Source organism: Idiomarina sp. ST10R2A5 (assembly GCF_051842325.1).
GTDB classification, from domain to species: domain Bacteria; phylum Pseudomonadota; class Gammaproteobacteria; order Enterobacterales; family Alteromonadaceae; genus Idiomarina; species Idiomarina abyssalis.
The window spans coordinates 34,345-51,036 of the sequence record NZ_JBNIEX010000007.1 but is presented as its reverse complement, the minus strand read 5'-3'; the positions used below and the strand labels follow the sequence as shown (position 1 = coordinate 51,036).

The window sequence follows — 16,692 nt, the reverse complement described above, 5'->3', positions numbered from 1 at the left end:
AAGGAGAAGTCAGAATGTCGACGGAAGTTACAGAAACCCGCCCACTGAGTCGCTTTACGGAAGAAGCCTACCTGAATTATTCCATGTACGTGATCATGGACAGGGCACTACCGAATATCGGTGATGGTTTAAAACCGGTACAGCGACGCATTGTATACGCAATGTCAGAGCTTGGACTCTCGGCACTTGCTAAATATAAAAAATCAGCCCGTACCGTGGGTGATGTTCTTGGTAAATTTCACCCTCATGGTGACAGTGCATGTTATGAAGCTATGGTGCTCATGGCTCAGCCTTTCACCTACCGTCACCCGCTGGTCGACGGTCAGGGTAACTGGGGTTCACCGGATGACCCTAAATCCTTCGCAGCTATGCGTTATACCGAGGCCAGACTGTCTAAATTTAGTGAAGTCTTACTCAGCGAGCTGGGTCAGGGGACGGTCGACTGGATACCGAACTTTGATGGCACCATGAAAGAGCCTCAGGTGCTGCCTGCGCGTTTACCCCATATTTTATTAAATGGTGTAACCGGCATTGCTGTCGGTATGGCCACGGACATTCCTCCTCACAATGCTCGTGAAGTGGCTAATGCCTGCGCAATGTTACTGGAAAAGCCGGGTAGTCAGCTTGAAGATATTATGAAAGTGCTGAAGGGACCGGATTACCCGACCGATGCTGAAATTATTACGCCAACGGATGACATCACTAAGCTTTATGAAACGGGGCGCGGTAGTATTAAAATGCGTGCCTGCTACAGTGTTGAAGATGGTGAAATTGTTATTACGGCCTTACCGCACCAGGCATCCGGGGCAAGAATATTAGAGCAAATAGCGCATCAAATGCAGGCCAAGAAACTGCCTTTAGTTTCGGACTTGCGTGATGAGTCAGACCATGAAAACCCGACAAGGTTAGTTGTGGTTCCTCGCTCAAATCGGGTGGATACAGAACAGTTAATGAATCACCTGTTCGCCACAACAGATCTGGAAAAGCAGTACCGGGTTAACCTGAATATTCTGGGCTTAGATGGCCGGCCGAAAGTGAAGCCGCTGGTTGGCATTCTTAAAGAGTGGCTGGAGTTTCGTCAGACAACAGTAACGCGACGTTTGCAGCATCGCTTAGATAAAGTGCTGGCGCGCCTGCATATTTTAGAAGGCTTACTTATTGCTTATCTCAATATTGATGAAGTTATTGAGATTATCCGTACTGAAGATAAACCGAAAGACGAGTTAATGAGTCGCTTTGGGTTATCGGATAAACAAGCTGAAGCTATTCTGGAGCTGAAGTTACGCCACTTAGCAAAATTAGAAGAAATGAAGCTGACCGGCGAGCAAGATGAACTTAATAAAGAGCGCGAAAAGCTGCAGACTTTACTGGGCTCAGATCGTCGTTTGAAAACACTGATCAAGAAAGAGTTGCTAGCTGATGCGGAAACTTATGGTGACGAGCGCCGTTCGCCAATTGTTGAGCGCTCTGAAGCTAAAGCGTTAAGCGAGCGTGATTTAACGCCAGCCGAAGCGGTAACTGTTGTGTTATCGAAGAAAGGCTGGGTGCGCTCTGCTAAAGGTCATGATATCGAAGGTGAGAAGCTCAGTTATAAATCCGGTGACAGCTATTTGGCGTCGGCTGAAGGTAAGAGTAATCAGCCTGTGGTGTTCCTTGATACTTCAGGGAAAAGCTTCTCCTGTGAAGCGCATCTGTTGCCATCAGCAAGGAGCCAGGGTGAACCTCTGACCGGACGTTTCAGTTTAGTTGCGGGTGAAAACGTTGAGCACGTTCTAATGGCCAAAGACGAAAGTCATTTACTATTGGCATCCGACGCTGGTTATGGGTTTGTTTGCCAGTTCAGCGACTTAGTCAGCCGTAATAAAAACGGTAAAGCTATTATCACATTACCGACCGGCGCTAAGATACTGCCACCTAATAAAGTGAATGATTTGCAGGAAGACAAAGTTGTTGTTATTTCCAATGAAGGCCGGATGTTGGTCTTCCCTGTCGCAGACTTGCCTCAACTGAGTAAAGGAAAAGGCAACAAGTTAATTAGTATTCCTGCTTTGCGTGCGCAGTCTCGCGAAGAATATGTGGTTGCATTGGCTACTGCGGCGCCGGACAAAGCTATTACTTTGATTGCCGGTAAGCGTAAGCTGACTCTGAAACCTGCAGATTTAGAGCATTACTATGGAGAACGCGGACGGCGTGGTAATAAACTACCGCGCGGATTACAACGTGTTGATGAAATAGTGGTTGAGCAAGACAAGGATAATTGAGGAGTTTGAATGTTAGCCTTGTTGCGGTGGGTATTTCTTGGTGGATTCGTTGTATTGTTCGGTGTGGTCGGTTGCTTATTTTGTATCATCCGCCCCTTTCATCGTAATAATACTTACAGGTTCGCTCATATTTTTGGGTGGGCAATACGAGTTTTAGGCATGCGAATTGAAGTGAGTCGTCACCCGGACATTGAAAAGGGTGGCCCTTACGTCTTTGTCTGTAACCATCAGAACAGTTGGGAAATATTCACCATTGCAGCAATGCTGCCCAAAAATACCGTTACTGTGGGCAAGAAAAGCCTGCGCTGGATACCGTTCTTCGGGTGGCTTTATTGGTTAGCAGGAAATATTCTGATTGACAGAAAAAACGCCGGAAAAGCTCATGGCACCATAGGACAAACGGCGGATGCTATAAAGCAACGAGACATTTCGGTATGGATGTTTCCGGAAGGAACCCGAAGTTACGGAAGAGGGCTGTTACCCTTTAAGAATGGTGCTTTTCATACTGCGTTTCGGGCTCAGGTTGACGTGGTTCCGGTATGTGTCTCTGAGTTACATGGCAAGGTAAAGATGAACCGCTGGAACAATGGTGTGCTGAAAGTTGCTTTTCTGGAGCCGGTACGAATTGCAAACTACCAGCGTGAAAACTTACGTGAGCTGAGTGGGCACTGCCATCAGCTAATGGATGATAAAATTAAGCAGCTGAACACAAGTATTGAACGAGAACAGGCGGAAAAGGATAAATCATGAGCCGAGATCTTAATGATCTACTTAAGCAAAGTGAAGAAACCGTACAGGCTTTGATAGCTGACGGTGCGGAGACAGATCTCCTGTATGAAATTGAGCATCACCTGGCCAGCCAGGACTTTACTAAGTTGGAAAAAGCGGCCGTAGAGCTTGTTAAGCAAGGCTACCATGTGGACGATGCCGATGAGTTTGAAGACGAACGCGGTAAGCGTTGGTTTGCGTTTATGGCGGTCACAGATGCTGAGCTTGATAGCGATATTCTAAACCGGCAGGTGAGAGAAATAGCTGCTATAGCCGATGACTGTGAGGTTGAATACGATGGCTGGGGCACCTTGATTGAAGATGATGAACTTGAAGGTGAAGAGTTCGACGATGGAGAGGAATAACCTCTCCTGATTTTACAAACCTTTTTCTTTCATCATATTGCGGTAGTCACTTCCTAAGCCGGATTTTTCGGACTCACTTAATACCTTTCCTGCGCGCTGGAAAAATCCCTGCTCTTCATCTTTCAGATGATGTAAGACTTTATGTTTTAAATTTTTAAAGTGTTGAAGCCAGGCTGGCGACGACATTTCCGTTTGTTCTAAGGTTTCAATCAGTTCGTCAATTTCATGGTGCTCAGCGATACCGTGTCGCGACATTTCTATTGTGTCATCGTCTTTGATAAGAGGGTTATAAAAGTATCGTTCCTCAGCGGCAGCGTGTTGTTCCAGCTGGAGCTTTAGTTGCTGATAGTATTGTTCACGCTCCGGCGCTTCTCCGGTCGTTTCCAATAGCAATTCAAGCAATTTACGTTGTTTATCGTGATCAACTCTCAGTTCTTCGAAAATAGTCATGACTCTCTCCCTTTGTCTCGTTATTTTTCACTACGAGAGCCCTCTTAAAATAGATTATTTTTCAAAAAAAAGCCCGAATCAGAGACTCGGGCTTTTAGCGATACACTTTTAATGAAAATTAAAGCGCTTTAATTTTCTCTTGCTGCTCTTGCAGTTGCTTGAGCGTAGTTTCTGCTTCAGCAAGCTTCTCACGTTCTTTAGCAATGACAGCTTCTGGTGCTTTACTGACAAAGTTATCGTTGCTCAACTTACCGTTCAGACGCTGCCACTCTTTGTTCGCTTTCTCGATAGATTTTTGCAGTCGCTGTAGCTCTGCTTCTTTATCAATTAAACCGGCCATTGGAATATGCAGCTTCAACGTATCAACCAGTGCGGTCATACTGGCTGGTGCATCATCATCGCTTTCAATAAACTCAATAGACTCCAGCTTTGCCAGGCTACTGAGGAAGCTTTGGTTATTCTCAATACGGCCTCTGGCCATTGAATCAGCATTTGAAAGCAGCAGAGGCAAAGGCTTATTCGGTGATAAATCCATTTCGCCACGAATATTTCGAATAGCTAAAATAACGCGCTTCAGCCACTCCATGTCCTGCATTGCCTGATGGCTGACGTTGTCCTCAACCTGCGGGAACGGCTGCAGCATAATGGTATCATCCGTATTACCAACCAGCGGTTTCACCCGTTGCCAGATAGTTTCAGTAATGTACGGCATAACCGGATGCAGTAAGCGCAGTAACTGTTCTAAAACATTCACCAGTGTGTGGCGAGTACCGCGTTGTTGCACTTCCGTGCCACTTTGGAGAACCGGCTTAGTGAGTTCAAGATACCAGTCACAAAACTGGTTCCAGGTAAACTCGTATGCAATAGCGGCTGCCTGATCAAAACGATAGGTATCTAAAGCCTGACGGAAGTCTTTTACTGTGCTGTTAAAGCGGGCAATAATCCACTCATCAGCCAGTGACAGGGTCATATCGTCGTTTTCAAGACCACAGTCATTCTCTTCGGTACTCATTAACACATACCGGCTGGCGTTCCACAGTTTGTTGCAGAAGTTGCGATAACCCTCCAGACGCTTCATGTCCCAGTTGATATCGCGCCCAGTCGATGCAAGTGCTGTTAATGTAAAGCGCAGTGCATCGGTTCCGTGGGCGGTAATGCCTTCAGGAAACTCTTTGCGGGTGCGTTTTTCAATTTTCTCACGCATTTTCGGCTGCATCATATTGGCTGTGCGTTTAGCCACCAGCTCGTCAGCGCTAATGCCGTCAATCATGTCCAGCGGATCTAACACGTTACCTTTAGACTTAGACATTTTCTGGCCTTCTTCGTCGCGAATAAGACCAGTCACATAGACCTTCTTAAACGGAACTTGCGGCTGGCCTTCTTCGTCTTTCATAAAGTGCATGGTCATCATGATCATGCGGGCAACCCAGAAGAAAATGATGTCAAAACCAGTCACCAACACATCGGTAGGGTGGAAGGTTTTTAAGTCCTCGGTATTTTTTGGCCAACCTAGGGTAGAAAAGGTCCATAACGCGGAAGAGAACCAGGTATCCAGTACGTCTTCGTCCTGCTGAAGAGGCGTATCACCTAAGTTGTGCTTCTCCCGCACTTCTTCTTCGGTGCGACCGACATAGACATTGCCCTGTTCGTCGTACCATGCCGGAATACGGTGCCCCCACCATAATTGACGCGAAATACACCAGTCCTGAATATCGCGCATCCAGCTGAAATACATGTTCTCGTATTGCTTAGGGACAAATTCAATGCGTCCGTCTTCAACCGCTTCGGTTGCTTGTTTGGCCATAGGTTCAACGCGAACATACCATTGGTCGGTTAAATGCGGTTCAATAGGAACGCCACCGCGGTCGCCGTATGGTATTTTGTTGGTGTGTTTTTCAATTTTTTCCAGTAAGCCAAGCTCGTCAAATTCAGCAATAAGTTGCTTACGGGCCTCAAAGCGTTCTTTACCAGCGTATCGCTCAGGTAAAGCCCCATCAAACCCGTTCAGCTCTTCAAGCGCTTCACCCGTACTGGTGTAAAGGCCTGCTTTTGCCATGACGTGCGCAGTGTCATCAAAAATAGAAATCATCCCAGTTTGATGACGCTTGCCAATTTCGTAGTCATTAAAATCATGCGCCGGAGTTACCTTTACGCAACCGGTACCGAATTCGCTGTCAACGTGGTGGTCGGCAACAATAGGAATACGACGGTTAACAATAGGTAGCTCGAGGTGTTTCCCAACCAAATGAGCAAAGCGCTCGTCGTCGGGATGCACAGCAACACAGACATCGCCTAACATGGTTTCCGGGCGGGTGGTCGCGACCACTAAATGGTCTTTGCCGTCTTCGGTTTTCTCGCCATCGGCCAGCGGGTAACGTAAATACCAGATAGAACCTTGTTGCTCTTTATTCTCGACTTCTAAATCAGAAATAGCGGTTTGCAGTGCCGGATCCCAGTTGACCAGGCGTTTACCACGGTAAATCAAGTTATCTTCGTGCAGTTTTACGAAGACTTCACGTACCGCATCTGAAAGGCCTTCGTCCATAGTGAAGCGTTCACGATCCCAGTCAACAGAGTCGCCCAGACGGCGCATTTGCTGAGTGATGGTGCCGCCTGACTGTTCCTTCCACTCCCAAATTTTATCAATAAAAGCGTCACGACCAAGTTCCTGGCGAGTCTGTCCTTGAGCGGCTAACTGGCGTTCAACGACCATCTGCGTGGCAATACCAGCGTGGTCAGAACCTACTTGCCATAATGTATTACGGCTGTTCATTCTCTGGTAGCGGGTGAGCGTATCCATAATGGTGTGTTGGAAGGCGTGACCCATGTGCAGACTGCCGGTAACGTTGGGCGGCGGAATCATAATAGAGTAGGGGGCGCCCTTACCTGAAGGCTTGAAGTAGCCTTTGTCTTCCCATTGTTGGTAGAGGTCTTGTTCTATCGCTGCAGGGGAGTATGTTTTATCCATATTAACCTTACTTCTGTTCGGATGTCAGGGGCTCGGTATGCATTTGGCAACCTCTGGCCCTGTAATGTTTGTATCGCTCGCGAGCTACTTTTTTGCCATTGTCATCGGCTGGAACTGTGTCATAAAGTTTCTGGCTCTGTTGAGCTTGTACCGGAATGTCTTCAGCCAGGTTAAACAGGGCGTAACCGGGTCGGCTTTTAATGTCGCCAGACTCCGGCCAACAAAGTTCTACCGGCGCTCCGGTAGCCGGGCCTTCTCCAAGCAAATTATGCGGAATAAAGGCATCACTTGGTTGTTGCCATAACAGTTCGTCCAGCGCTTCCGCCTGTTGCTGATTGCGGGCCCAAACCCGCAACCTTTTATGCTTTCTGTATAGCTCCGCTATCTTATCGCAAATTAACCGATTTTGCTCGCCTTCAGCTTTGTCAGGCATTAAGAAAAAAGTGGCTGAGGGCATCTTACTCTGCGACCTCTGCGCTGCACCGGTTAATTAAAAACTGCGTCAATAATGGAACCGGGCGGCCTGTGGAGCCTTTGTCTTTACCACCTTGCCAGGCCGTACCGGCAATATCCATGTGTGCCCAATTGTATTTCTTTGTATAGCGAGATAAGAAACAAGCGGCGGTAATGGTGCCGGCTTCGCGACCACCAATGTTAGCCATATCTGCAAAAGGGCTGTCGAGCATTGACTGGTACTCATCCCATAGCGGCATACGCCAGGCTTTGTCGCCACTTTGTTGGGCAGCATTTAGAATTTCGTGTGCTAACGGATTATGTTGACTGAGTACGGCTGAAGCATGGCTGCCTAACGCAATAACACAGGCGCCTGTCAGCGTGGCTAAATCAATCACGGACTCGGGTTCGAAGCGCTCGATATAAGTCAGGGTATCGCACAGTACGAGTCGACCTTCTGCATCGGTATTCAGCACCTCAACTGTTTGACCGCTCATCGTCGTCAGGATATCTCCGGGACGGTATGCTTTGCCATCTGGCATGTTTTCACAACCTGCCACAGCGCCAATAACGTTTATGGGAAGTTGCAGTTCAGCAAGCGCCTGCATAGCCCCTAAAACGCCAGCAGCACCGCCCATGTCGTATTTCATTTCATCCATATTGGCGGATGGTTTAATGGAAATACCGCCCGAATCAAATGTCAGGCCTTTACCGACCAGAACTATGGGAGGCTGGTCATCGGGTGCGCCTTTGTAATGCATTAAAGTTAGTACTGACTCATGCTCTGAACCACGGCCAACGGCTAAGTATGCGTTCATACCCAGCTTTTCCATTTCGGCTTCTTCAACGGTGCTAACCGTTAAATTGTCGTAATTTTCAGCCATTAATTTGGCTTGATCGGCTAAATAACGAGGTGTACAAATGTTAGGTGGCATATTTGCTACGTTGCGGCAAATATCCATACCCGTAGCTACGGCTAACGCGTGTTGCACAGCTTGTTCGCCCAAAGCCAGCTCTTTTCGGCTTGGAACATTAAAGACCAGTTTACGCAACGGGCGTCGAGGTTCTTCTTTTTTACTCTTAAGCTCGTTAAAGTTGTACAATGTTGCCCGCGCAGCTTCTACGGCCTGACGAACCTTCCAGTAAGTATCGCGACCTTTAACGTGCAGCTCACTAAGAAAGCAGACCGCTTCCATTGAGCCGGTTTCGTTCAGCGTGTTCATAGTGCGGGCTATAATTTGGCGATACTGGCGCTCATCAAGTTCGCGCTCTTTACCGCAGCCGACCAGTAATACCCGTTCGGCAAGAATATTGGGGACATGATGTAACAGCAGAACCTGACCTGATTTACCTTCAAGGTCTCCGCGGCGCAATAAGTTGCTTAAATAACCATCACTGACTTTGTCTAATTGTTCGGCAACGCCAGACAGACGACGAGGTTCAAACACGCCAACAACGATGCAAGCAGAACGTTGTTTTTCCGGATTACCACTTTTGACGCTGAACTCCATGACAGTGCTCCTGTTTCAGGTGGCTTCAATGCCTGCTATAGTTTCACTATAAAGACACTTTGTTGTTAAAATAACAAGTTTACTTAAAAATCACAGCTATTCCAGTAAAAACCTAAGTTATGAGTGAACGCCAGTGCGCATATTCCGCTATTTGATCAGTGAAACATTGAAGTCGCAGCTTGCTGTGCTTTTTATCCTGATGACGATTTTTGTCAGTCAGAAGTTTGTCCGTGTTCTGTCGGATGCATCAGAAGGGGATATTCCCGGCGCAATTATTTTTCAGCTTCTGTCGCTGAACCTCCCTGCATTAGTGTCTCTGATTCTGCCTCTTAGTTTGTTTTTGGGTATTTTACTGGCTCATGGACGTATCTATGCTGACAACGAAATGACGGTTCTGCACGCCTGTGGGGTAAGTGAGTGGTATGTAACCCGGGTGACCTTGGTGCTGTCATTAGTTTTGGCTTTGATAACAGCTTCTTTCACTTTATGGTTAGTGCCCTGGTCACTCGATCAGGAACAAAAGCTGGAAGACAAAGCTCGTTCAGAAAGTGGCTTAACGGCTTTAATGCCGGGACGCTTCCAACAAGCAAGTAACCGCAAAGCGGTCATATTCGTGCAAAGTGTCGGTGATAATGGCGACCTTGAGGAAGTTTTTGTCGCGCAGCATAACCACAGTCAGGGCGAGTTACAGTCGGGTAGCGTGGTTATGGCAAAGACCGGTAAAGTAATCAGTGAAACAACGGGGTCGCAGTGGCTTGAACTGGGTGAGGGAAAACGCTACGCCGGTGACAACGACAGTTATCAGATGATGTCGTTTGACAGTTACCAGCTTCAAATTAAGGAGCAACAGGCCAGTGAGCAATTACGAAAACTCGAAGCCTATCCCACTGTGGAGTTAATGTCGCAAACTGAACCGGCTGCGGTTGCTGAACTGCAGTGGCGTATTGCGATTCCTCTGGCTATGCCGTTATTGACACTTATTGCTGTACCGTTAAGCCGTGTGAACCCTCGTCAGGGTAAGTTTGGACGAATGGCCCCGGCTTTACTCATTTATTTAGGCTATTTCCTATTGCTTATGGCAGCTAAGTCGGCCATACGTGACGGCGTCATTCCTCCAGTTATCGGGTTATGGTGGATACACTTCATATTACTGGTGTTTGGCTTAGTGTTGATAGGTAAAGGCAGACCTGTTGGCTTGAGATTATTGGCAAATCTACGCTTCGGCGCGGCTCGGGGGCAGTGATGTTTAGTATTCTAGATAAGTATATTGGTCTTGCCGTACTACGAACCTCGTTGTTAAGTCTTGCTGTATTAACCGGCCTGTCGTCTTTAATTCGCTTTGTCGAGCAACTGAAATCGGTTGGTCGTGGCGACTACAACGTTATGGATGCTGCACTTTTCGTCTTTTACAGCTTACCCAGAGATGTTGAAACCTTCTTTCCAATGGCTGCTTTACTTGGTGGCCTCATTGGGGTCGGTATGTTGGCGAGCAGCTCTGAGCTTGTGGTTATGATGGCGGCAGGACGTTCCCGCTTGAATATTATTGGTGCGGTAATGAAATCCGCCATTATTATGATGGTTGCAGTAATGGCGATAGGCGAATGGATAGCACCGCCCATGGAGTCTCAGGGGCGAGCTATCCGCTCACAGGCTATTTCAGGGGGCAGCTTAATTTCGGCACAACAGGGTGTCTGGGCAAAAGACGGTTCTGACTTTATCAATATTGGTGAAGTTGAGGACACCGGACGTCTGAACGATGTTCTGATTTATGACTTTAATGATAATAGAGAGCTGCAACAGGTTACCTACGCCCGAACAGCTAATTTTAGCGGCGACAAATGGCGTATGCAGGAGGTGACGGTTACGCAAATGACGGAAAACCGTATGCTACGCGATGAAAAAGCTAATATGGCCTGGCAATCAAGCTTGACGCCCGATAAGCTCGGGGTTGTGACCATTAAACCAGAATCACTTTCTATTAGCGGGCTACTGGATTATCTGACGTACCTGGAAAGCAACCAACAGTCTGCGGAACGTTATGAACTTGCTTTATGGCGTAAGCTTTTTGCTCCAATAACTGTGGCTGTAATGTTGTTGGTCGCTCTGTCGTTTATCTTTGGACCTCTGCGTTCGACAACGATGGGCGCAAGGGTCTTGTTAGGTGTTATCACCGGCTTCGGATTTCATGTGAGTAATGAGATTTTTGGGCCTCTGGCACAGGTTTACCAAATTCCGGCTATTTTAGGAGCATTACTACCGAGTATGTTGTTTGCGGGGATTGCGGTCTACTTTATGCGTGGGCGCACGGCCTGACAACAGGCCGACCACACTTAAAGTTCGTTCCAGTAAAAAAGCTGGTTCGCTTCTTTCGAAAGGGTGACAACCTCTGTTGCTGCGGCGTAATCCTGCCAGGCTCTTCGGTTTTTAAAGTCAACAAGAACCCAAAGATTCCCGAGACCTCCGCAGCAGGTCAGCAACCTTATGAATACCTGGCGGTTGGTTAAGCGTGAGCCGTCACGGTTTTGCAGTTTTAAACGCCAGGCGCGCATGCCTAGTGTTTGTCCTGAACGTTTCCAGAACCAGCCAAAAAATACCGCAACAACAGTAATAAGATATAAGCTGTACCATGGCCCCTGAGCCAGCCAGGCGGCGTGATCCATATCGTCCGATAGCACCAGCCAGTTGAAAGAGGTTAGTAGCGCGGCAAAAAGTAACGCTAACGCAGACGCCAGCATAATAATTGCTGCAGCAACTAAAAGGTCATAAACCCAGGCTGCCAGTCGTCTGGTAAAGCCAGCACTGGGAAAGCTGGCGTGTAGTCTTTGTGCTTCAGAACTCATGCGGAACTCATTTAAATTAAATGTATCTGGATCATATCATGAGCTAAGCTGACTGACAGCTGTCTCAGTTGTACAAGGAAGCAACAGTTAGTCATATTCTCGGTGATTTTCATGAATTATTGCTTGATTAGCGATGCTTGACGGGTATAATCCCGTCCCGTTACTTAATTACGTAACGCATTCACCTTAAATGGCATGGCGCTGTGGTGGAATTGGTAGACACGCCTGATTCAAAATCAGGTTCCTTCTGGGAGTGACGGTTCAAGTCCGTCCAGCGCCACCAAGTTTTCCCCTCGTAATTCGTATTAAAAAATGCCAGAAGCGCACAGGCACTTCTGACATATAAGCGATTTCAGTCAATGACCTCATGATGATTTATCGCTGAAATAATCTCAGCAAAAGTTGAGGGCAAGTGATAAACGTTCACTGACTCACCTGTTAACTCAGCTATTCTAAGTGATGACACTACACCACAGACTTCTCCATTGTTAATTACGAGAAGAAAGTCACGCCCGCTGGCTTTGAGAGTCGCCGCAGCGTCTCCTACTTTAGCCTTTGTTAAGCTTTCTAGTTTAACTTGTGGTAATGCGAGAAGAGGTAACATCAACTCTTTTACCGCCAACTCTCTCCACCCAGTTTGGTTGACCGTACTTAGTTGGGTCGCTTTGCGTCCGTGAAGTTCGCGAAGCGCCAGTAAACCTGTCATTTCACCATTTTGGTTTTTTATGCAGGCATAACGACGGTTGGCATTCCGGAGTTTCTGTTCGGCGTCGCTGACCAATGTGTTCTCCGTTATTTCCAGAGGAGACACTTTAGTGAAATCGTCAACAACATGCATGGCGCTATCGTGCCAGCTAATGACTGGCTGATGATCATAGTTGTGGTGTATTGCAATTTTATCGGCTGCAGAAGACCATTGAATTTCTTTAAACTCACTCATGACAAACTCCTTTAAAAATTAGAAAGTACAGAATTCTTAAAGGTGAGTGGGTGGTCCTCTAACGAGGTGCCAATTCCATTGGGTAAGTTTCGATTCAGTTATTCTCAAAGAGATTGGAGCAAGCGCTAAAACGTTTTGAAAAACTCTTGAGGCAGAATCGATTGATTTATCGAGTTCGGGGTCTTCAGCCTGAACCTCAGAAATTGACGATGTCAGATCGACAACGAAAACGGTGTCAGAGTGTTGCTGAGTCGTTAGTTGGCTTTCGCTGCTACCAGATAAAGCGTAGCTGCATGCACTAAAAGCGATGAGTAATAAACACAACAGTACCTGAGAGCTCCATCTTTGGAGCAAGCTGAATTCAGTTGTTGCTGCTGCGTTTTTTAGCATTTTCTGATCTTAGTAAATGTTTCAGCTATCAAATTAGAGTATATCGAACGATTCGACAACTCATTCTTTATCTATTAGAGGATGTATGGGTACGTTTTGTTCAAAATACAAGCGAAGCACTGACATTATCCTTTTCAGCACGTATACTGTCCGCATCGGTCGTCCTTAACCGTGCAACCATACATATATAGGATTCTATGTCAGATAATCAGCAGAACAACAATACGCCAGACTACGAAGTCGAAATTCCAAGCCGCGAACAGTTATTGGAACTTGTTACTTCCAATAAGAAACCTGTTCATTTTGACGAGTTTATTCGCCATTTCAACCTGGATGACGAACGTCAGGCTGTTGGCTTAAAACGTCGGTTGCGGGCAATGGAGCGCGACGGGCAGCTTATTTACAGTAAAGCAAATGCTTATGGTCTGCCTGAGCGTATGGACTTGATTAAAGGTCGTATCATTGGTCATAAAGACGGTTTTGGTTTCTGCCAGACTGAAGACGGCGGAAAAGATCTCTTTATTCCGCATCACCAAATGTATTCTGTATTACACGGCGACCGAGTACTCGTTCAGCCTAGTGGTAAAGACAGTCGGGGTCGCACCGAAGGGCGTATTGTACGTGTTACGGAGCCAAGAGACAGTAACATTGTTGGCCGCTACTTCATTGAACACGGTTTAGGTATTGTAGTGCCGGACGATGGTCGCATTAGTCAGGATATCCTCATTCCGGATGCGGATAAAAGTGGTGCTCGTCACGGTCAGTTAGTTGTTGTAGAGATAACTCGTCGGCCAAGTCGTCGAACCAGCCCCATAGGCCGGGTGACCGAGGTTCTGGGTGAACATATGGCGCCTGGCATGGAAATTCAGGTGGCTATTCGCGAGCACGATATTCCCACTGAATGGCCATCAGAAGTTGATGAAGAATTAAAAAAATACAGTGAAGAGGTTCCGGCAGAAGCTTATGAAGGACGTAAAGACCTACGTGAACTTCCGCTTATTACTATTGATGGTGAAGACTCGCGCGACTTTGATGACGCGGTTTGCTGTGTGCCCGAAGAGAAAGGTTGGCGTTTATGGGTCGCTATAGCCGATGTTTCCTATTACGTAAGACCCGATACGGTGCTTGATAAAGCCGCGACTGATAGAGGGAATTCGGTTTATTTCCCCAGTAACGTTATTCCTATGTTGCCGGAGAAGCTTTCAAACGGCTTATGTTCATTGAACCCCGATGTTGACCGTCTGTGTATGGTTGCAGAGATGGAACTGGGACCTCGTGGGAAACTGAAATCGACTCAATTCTACCCGGCAGTAATGAAAAGTCATGCTCGTCTGACTTACAACAAAGTTAAGAAGTTGCTTGATGGCGACGAAGAGCTGCAACAACAGTATCAGCATGTGATGGACAACGTTCAGGAGCTTGAACGTCTTTACAATGCGTTAAGTGCTGCCCGCAAACGCCGTTCGGCTATCGAATTCGATACGCAGGAAACCCGCTTCATTTTTAACGCTGAGCGTAAAATTGAAAGTATCGAGCCTGTTAAACGTCATGTTGCTCATAAAATTATTGAAGAGTGCATGATCATGGCTAACGTGGCATCCGCTCAGCTTATTGAGTCTGATAAAGAAATTGGCGCGTTATTCCGTGTGCATGAAACTCCGGCAGATGAACGTCTGAACAACTTCCGCAGTTTTCTTGGTGAACTCGGCCTGAATCTCGAAGGTGGTGATGAGCCCTCTCCGAGGGACTACGCGACACTGCTTGAACAAGTTAAAGATCGTCAGGATCACGAACTTATTGAGACTATGTTGCTGCGTTCAATGCAACAGGCCGTTTATCAGCCTGAGAATAAAGGCCATTTCGGTCTGGCATTGAAATCTTATGCACACTTTACTTCACCTATTCGTCGTTATCCCGATCTGATTTTGCATCGTGCGATAAAAGCTATTCTGCGCAAGAATGAAGGCGAAGGTAAAGGGCTTGTCGGAGCCTGGGCTTATTCGGAAAAACAGCTGGATGAACTGGGCGTGCATACCTCAATGACAGAACGTCGGGCAGATGATGCCACTCGTCAGGTAGATGAGTGGTTAAAATGCGAGTTCATGCTCGACCATATTGGTATGGAGTTTGAAGGTGTTATTTCATCTGTTACTAACTTTGGTTTATTTGTTCGTCTTAGTGATTACCAAATTGACGGGCTTATTCATATTAGTAACCTCGACAATGACTATTACCATTTTGATCAGCAAAAAGGGATGTTAGTTGGCGAGAACAGCCACAGCGTATTCCGTCTGGGTGATAACGTTAAAGTCAAAGTTAAAGACGTAAACCTCGATGACCGGAAAATTGATTTAACCTTACTGGAAGCGACGAGTCCGGGTGGCAAAAAGCGCAGTATGCCGGCGAAAGGTTCTGGAAAGGGTAAACGTAAGGGTCAACCCAGAGGCAAGGGTGGTCAACGGAAAAACACAAACCGCGGTGGCGGTAAAGGACGTAGTAAGTCATGAGCCAAAAAGTGACTGTGTTTGGCCTGCACGCAGTGCGGGCTATATTAAAAAACCACCCGGATCGTTTGGTTGAGCTCTATGTTTCTAAAGAGCGCCAGGACGATTCTGTGCGTGATATTGTAAACCAATGTCATGCGACGGGTGTACGTCCTCAATGGGTGCCTAAACAAGCTTTAGAAAAGCGGGCCGAAGGCGGGAATCACCAAGGGGTTGTTGCAACAGTTCAGTCTCCACCCACCTTAACGGAGCAAGATCTTCCGGGGTTATTGGAGCAAAGCCAAACCGCAGCGTTGTTTCTGGTTCTTGATGGCGTAACTGACCCGCATAATTTAGGGGCCTGTTTGCGTACAGCCGATGCCGCTGGCGTAACCGCTGTTATTGTTCCTAAGGATAAATCGGCACAGATTACGCCAACGGTACGCAAAGTCGCTTCTGGTGCGGCAGAAAACGTGCCTATGGTTGTTGTTACAAACTTAGCGCGGGCTCTGCGCGATATTCAGGAGCTGGGCGTCTGGGTATACGGTACGGCAGGGGAAGCGACTCAGTCAGTCTATGATGTCGATTACCGCGGACCGGTGGCTTTGGTGATGGGCGCTGAAGGAAAAGGAATGCGCCGTTTGACTCGCGAAACCTGTGACGATTTAGTATCTATTCCTTTATCTGGCAGTGTCAGTAGTCTGAATGTTTCAGTAGCCAGTGGTGTGTGTCTATTTGAGGTAGTCAGGCAGCGCAATGGATCTTAAACGTCGCCTTTTGCCTATTGCTATTGCTTTAGGCATGGTTGCTGTGCTCTTTGTAAGCTGGACGCCTAACTGGGAATCTCCCACCTGGTTGCGCTCAGAAAAGCCTTACGTTGCTTTTCACTTCGAACTGCAGGATAACGCTGAAAAGTCCGTGGAAAATTTGGCTTTTGATATCAGTAATCGCCTGGAAGTCAGACACGAATGGCACAGGGTCGAGGACAATAACGCTGAGTGGCAGGTGAATCTGGCTTTTCAGAACCAACAGGACGCGATAAAAATTGATGCCACTGTAAGACGTCAGGAAAAGATTGTTGATCATATTGTTGTACGCGGAGAAAGCGCCGTGGCTAATGAGTTAGCCGACCGCATTGTTGCCCTGCTCAGTTCCCGTATCGAAAAAGCCCATAAAAACGCCGATTAATTTGCAATCGGCGTTCATTTTAGTTAGTATCGCGCGGCTTAAATCAGCCATATTTTCATTTTACTGAATGTGTTC

The 16,692-nt window shown here is 47.1% G+C and carries 14 protein-coding genes and 1 tRNA gene; 9 read left to right on the top strand and 6 right to left on the bottom strand.

The features are described from left to right. The first annotated feature begins 14 nt into the window (after positions 1-14). Genes parC through rraB form a run of 3 tightly spaced genes read left to right on the top strand, consistent with a single transcriptional unit; the run spans position 15 to position 3,394 of the window. Positions 15-2,261 carry a DNA topoisomerase IV subunit A gene (gene parC, locus ACP7FG_RS09860; RefSeq protein ID WP_439226255.1) on the top strand — a complete coding sequence of 749 codons (2,247 nt, stop codon included), beginning with the start codon at positions 15-17 and terminating at the stop codon, positions 2,259-2,261. Positions 2,262-2,270: 9 nt separating this feature from the next. Continuing rightward, entirely contained in the window at positions 2,271-3,011 is a 741-nt protein-coding gene (locus ACP7FG_RS09855; RefSeq protein WP_054489171.1) for a 1-acylglycerol-3-phosphate O-acyltransferase, read from the top strand. Further along, complete coding sequence (gene rraB, locus ACP7FG_RS09850) at positions 3,008-3,394, top strand: ribonuclease E inhibitor RraB (RefSeq protein ID WP_054489169.1); 387 nt, start codon at positions 3,008-3,010, stop codon at positions 3,392-3,394. The genes ACP7FG_RS09855 and rraB overlap by 4 nt, the downstream gene beginning before the upstream one ends. A gap of 12 nt (positions 3,395-3,406) precedes the next feature. On the opposite strand, the gene ACP7FG_RS09845 is transcribed toward rraB, so the two are convergent. The 4 genes from ACP7FG_RS09845 to pepA form a co-directional block, all read right to left on the bottom strand. Continuing rightward, positions 3,407-3,844, bottom strand: coding sequence for a hemerythrin domain-containing protein (locus tag ACP7FG_RS09845; protein ID WP_054489167.1), 438 nt, complete (start codon positions 3,842-3,844; stop codon positions 3,407-3,409). 118 nt (positions 3,845-3,962) lie between these two features. Then, positions 3,963-6,812, bottom strand: a complete 2,850-nt coding sequence (locus ACP7FG_RS09840) for a valine--tRNA ligase (RefSeq protein ID WP_222235649.1) — start codon at positions 6,810-6,812, stop codon at positions 3,963-3,965. A gap of 7 nt (positions 6,813-6,819) precedes the next feature. Then, positions 6,820-7,269 carry a DNA polymerase III subunit chi gene (locus tag ACP7FG_RS09835; protein WP_199495025.1) on the bottom strand — a complete coding sequence of 150 codons (450 nt, stop codon included), beginning with the start codon at positions 7,267-7,269 and terminating at the stop codon, positions 6,820-6,822. 1 nt (position 7,270) lies between these two features. Beyond that, the gene (gene pepA, locus ACP7FG_RS09830) at positions 7,271-8,776 is read right to left on the bottom strand and encodes a leucyl aminopeptidase (protein WP_054489161.1); all 1,506 of its coding nucleotides are present in this window, start codon (positions 8,774-8,776) and stop codon (positions 7,271-7,273) included. A 133-nt stretch (positions 8,777-8,909) separates the two neighbouring features. Between pepA and lptF the strand changes: the two genes are divergently transcribed. Both lptF and lptG read left to right on the top strand, forming a co-directional pair. Then, complete coding sequence (gene lptF, locus ACP7FG_RS09825; protein ID WP_174507663.1) at positions 8,910-10,019, top strand: LPS export ABC transporter permease LptF; 1,110 nt, start codon at positions 8,910-8,912, stop codon at positions 10,017-10,019. Next, positions 10,019-11,089 carry an LPS export ABC transporter permease LptG gene (gene lptG / locus ACP7FG_RS09820; protein ID WP_199496430.1) on the top strand — a complete coding sequence of 357 codons (1,071 nt, stop codon included), beginning with the start codon at positions 10,019-10,021 and terminating at the stop codon, positions 11,087-11,089. The genes lptF and lptG overlap by 1 nt, the downstream gene beginning before the upstream one ends. A gap of 17 nt (positions 11,090-11,106) precedes the next feature. Here the strand turns inward: lptG and ACP7FG_RS09815 are convergent, their stop codons facing one another. Next, positions 11,107-11,616, bottom strand: coding sequence for an RDD family protein (locus ACP7FG_RS09815; RefSeq protein WP_054489157.1), 510 nt, complete (start codon positions 11,614-11,616; stop codon positions 11,107-11,109). A 197-nt stretch (positions 11,617-11,813) separates the two neighbouring features. Here ACP7FG_RS09815 and ACP7FG_RS09810 point away from each other — a divergent pair. Continuing rightward, a tRNA-Leu gene (locus ACP7FG_RS09810) sits at positions 11,814-11,899 on the top strand. Positions 11,900-11,968: 69 nt separating this feature from the next. On the opposite strand, the gene ACP7FG_RS09805 is transcribed toward ACP7FG_RS09810, so the two are convergent. Then, the gene (locus ACP7FG_RS09805) at positions 11,969-12,556 is read right to left on the bottom strand and encodes a hypothetical protein (RefSeq protein WP_439226254.1); all 588 of its coding nucleotides are present in this window, start codon (positions 12,554-12,556) and stop codon (positions 11,969-11,971) included. Between the two features lie 587 nt (positions 12,557-13,143). On the opposite strand from ACP7FG_RS09805, the gene rnr reads away from it, so the two are divergent. The 3 genes from rnr to ACP7FG_RS09790 are packed head-to-tail and all read left to right on the top strand — an operon-like array spanning position 13,144 to position 16,617. Then, positions 13,144-15,453, top strand: a complete 2,310-nt coding sequence (gene rnr, locus ACP7FG_RS09800; RefSeq protein WP_054489155.1) for a ribonuclease R — start codon at positions 13,144-13,146, stop codon at positions 15,451-15,453. Then, positions 15,450-16,196, top strand: coding sequence for a 23S rRNA (guanosine(2251)-2'-O)-methyltransferase RlmB (rlmB, locus tag ACP7FG_RS09795; RefSeq protein WP_199494391.1), 747 nt, complete (start codon positions 15,450-15,452; stop codon positions 16,194-16,196). Before rnr ends, rlmB begins: the two co-directional genes overlap by 4 nt. Beyond that, positions 16,186-16,617, top strand: coding sequence for a signaling protein (locus tag ACP7FG_RS09790; RefSeq protein WP_224798207.1), 432 nt, complete (start codon positions 16,186-16,188; stop codon positions 16,615-16,617). Before rlmB ends, ACP7FG_RS09790 begins: the two co-directional genes overlap by 11 nt. Positions 16,618-16,692 lie beyond the last annotated feature (75 nt).

Excerpts from the sequence above, each read along its gene's own strand:
- ACP7FG_RS09805 (WP_439226254.1), bottom strand. The coding sequence starts at position 12,556 with ATGAGTGAGTTTAAAGAAATTCAATGGTCTTCTGCAGCCGATAAAATT.
- ACP7FG_RS09790 (WP_224798207.1), top strand. The coding sequence starts at position 16,186 with ATGGATCTTAAACGTCGCCTTTTGCCTATTGCTATTGCTTTAGGCATG.
- pepA (WP_054489161.1), bottom strand. The coding sequence starts at position 8,776 with ATGGAGTTCAGCGTCAAAAGTGGTAATCCGGAAAAACAACGTTCTGCT.
- lptG (WP_199496430.1), top strand. The coding sequence starts at position 10,019 with ATGTTTAGTATTCTAGATAAGTATATTGGTCTTGCCGTACTACGAACC.
- rnr (WP_054489155.1), top strand. The coding sequence starts at position 13,144 with ATGTCAGATAATCAGCAGAACAACAATACGCCAGACTACGAAGTCGAA.
- ACP7FG_RS09840 (WP_222235649.1), bottom strand. The coding sequence starts at position 6,812 with ATGGATAAAACATACTCCCCTGCAGCGATAGAACAAGACCTCTACCAA.
- rraB (WP_054489169.1), top strand. The coding sequence starts at position 3,008 with ATGAGCCGAGATCTTAATGATCTACTTAAGCAAAGTGAAGAAACCGTA.
- ACP7FG_RS09855 (WP_054489171.1), top strand. The coding sequence starts at position 2,271 with ATGTTAGCCTTGTTGCGGTGGGTATTTCTTGGTGGATTCGTTGTATTG.
- ACP7FG_RS09815 (WP_054489157.1), bottom strand. The coding sequence starts at position 11,616 with ATGAGTTCTGAAGCACAAAGACTACACGCCAGCTTTCCCAGTGCTGGC.
- ACP7FG_RS09845 (WP_054489167.1), bottom strand. The coding sequence starts at position 3,844 with ATGACTATTTTCGAAGAACTGAGAGTTGATCACGATAAACAACGTAAA.
- rlmB (WP_199494391.1), top strand. The coding sequence starts at position 15,450 with ATGAGCCAAAAAGTGACTGTGTTTGGCCTGCACGCAGTGCGGGCTATA.
- parC (WP_439226255.1), top strand. The coding sequence starts at position 15 with ATGTCGACGGAAGTTACAGAAACCCGCCCACTGAGTCGCTTTACGGAA.
- ACP7FG_RS09835 (WP_199495025.1), bottom strand. The coding sequence starts at position 7,269 with ATGCCCTCAGCCACTTTTTTCTTAATGCCTGACAAAGCTGAAGGCGAG.